The sequence below is a fragment of the Phaeovulum veldkampii DSM 11550 genome (genome assembly GCF_003034995.1).
GTDB lineage: Bacteria > Pseudomonadota > Alphaproteobacteria > Rhodobacterales > Rhodobacteraceae > Phaeovulum > Phaeovulum veldkampii.
Window position 1 is genome coordinate 1 of sequence record NZ_PZKF01000105.1, and the last position, 1,515, is coordinate 1,515.

At 66.5% G+C, this 1,515-nt stretch carries 2 protein-coding genes; one reads left to right on the plus strand and one right to left on the minus strand.

Annotated elements, in window-relative coordinates:
• Positions 1–1,246 (plus strand): cytochrome-c peroxidase (locus tag C5F46_RS16070; RefSeq protein ID WP_107326298.1); only part of this gene is annotated, 1,246 nt, incomplete at its 5' end.
• A 64-nt stretch (positions 1,247–1,310) separates the two neighbouring features.
• Here C5F46_RS16070 and C5F46_RS16075 read toward each other — a convergent pair.
• Positions 1,311–1,515 (minus strand): hypothetical protein (locus C5F46_RS16075; protein ID WP_146160262.1); only part of this gene is annotated, 205 nt, incomplete at its 5' end.

Below are 1,515 nucleotides of genomic sequence, written 5' to 3' on the forward strand. Positions count from 1 at the left end.
TGCCGATTTCCCGCCCCATTCGCGCGCCGAGATCGAACTGGGCCAGTTGTTGTTCTGGGATGCCGAACTGTCGGGCAACCGAAACATCGCCTGCGCAAGCTGTCATCACCCGCGGTTCGGCACCTCGGACGGGGTTTCGCTGGGGATCGGCGAAGGCGGCACAGGCCTTGGGCCTGAGCGCCGGGCCATCCCCGAAAACCACCCCGAACAGCGCATTCCGCGCAATTCGCCGGCGCTGTGGAATGTGGGCGCGCGCGGCTTTACCGCGCTGTTTGCCGATGGGCGGATCGAGGTTGACCGCGCCCGCCCGCAGGGCTTTCGCACGCCGATGGAGGACGAGATGGTCGCGGGCTTTGCCTCGCTTCTGTCGGCCCAGACCATGTTTCCGGTCCTGTCGAACGACGAAATGGCCGGACATTATGACGAGAACAAGATTTCAACCCTTGTCCGCCAAGGCCGGATCACCGGGCCGGATGGCGCATGGGCGGCGCTTGCGGCGCGGGTGGCGGCCATTCCCGATTATGCGGAACGGTTTGGCGCCGCCTACCCGGAGATTGCGGCGGGCCGCGCGATCGGCTTCACCGACATCTCGAACGCCATCGCCGCCTATATGACCTTCGATTTCCGTTCGGATCAGGCACCGTTTGACGCTTTGCTGCGCGGTGAGGCGGCACTTGAGCCGCGGGCCCAGGCCGGGATGGCGCTGTTTTACGGCAAGGCGGGCTGCGCCACCTGCCATTCCGGCGCGCTGCTGACCGACATGCGGTTTCATGCGATGGGCGAGCCGCAGATCGGGCCGGGCAAGGCGGAACGGTTCGAAAACCACCAGCGCGACACCGGGCGGCAGCGGGTGTCAAACGACCCCGCTGACGCCTTTGCCTTCCGCACCCCCAGCCTGCGCAACGTGACGCTGACCGCGCCCTATGGCCATGCGGGCGCCTATGTCGATCTTGCCGGCTACCTGCGCCAGCACCTTGATGCCGGGGCGACGCTGGCAGGCTATCGGCTGGGCAATGCCCTGCTGCCGGTGCTGGACACCGACAAGCCCGATCTGGCCCCTGGCCCTGCGGGGGCAGATTTCACCGCAATCGCGGCCGCAGTCAGCACCGCGCCGGCGGCGCTGAGCGATGCGGAAATCGCCGATCTTGTGGCCTTCCTGACCGCTCTGGAAGACCCGGTCGCAAAGGCAGGGGGGCGGATGGCGCCGCCCGACAGCGTGCCATCGGGGTTGCGCCTCGACCGCTAGCAACGCAAACAGGCGGGCCGCCATCGCAGCCCGCCTGAAAAGCCCCCGAAGGTGCCGGTCTGGCTTACGCCAGATCGAACCGATCGGCGTTCATCACCTTGGTCCAGGCGGCAACGAAATCGGCCACGAACTTGGCCTTGTTGTCGTCCTGGGCATAGACCTCGGCATAGGCGCGCAGGATCGAATTCGACCCGAACACCAGATCAACGCGCGTCGCCGTCCACTTGACTGCGCCGGTCTTGCGGTCGCGGATTTCGTAGAGGTTGTTG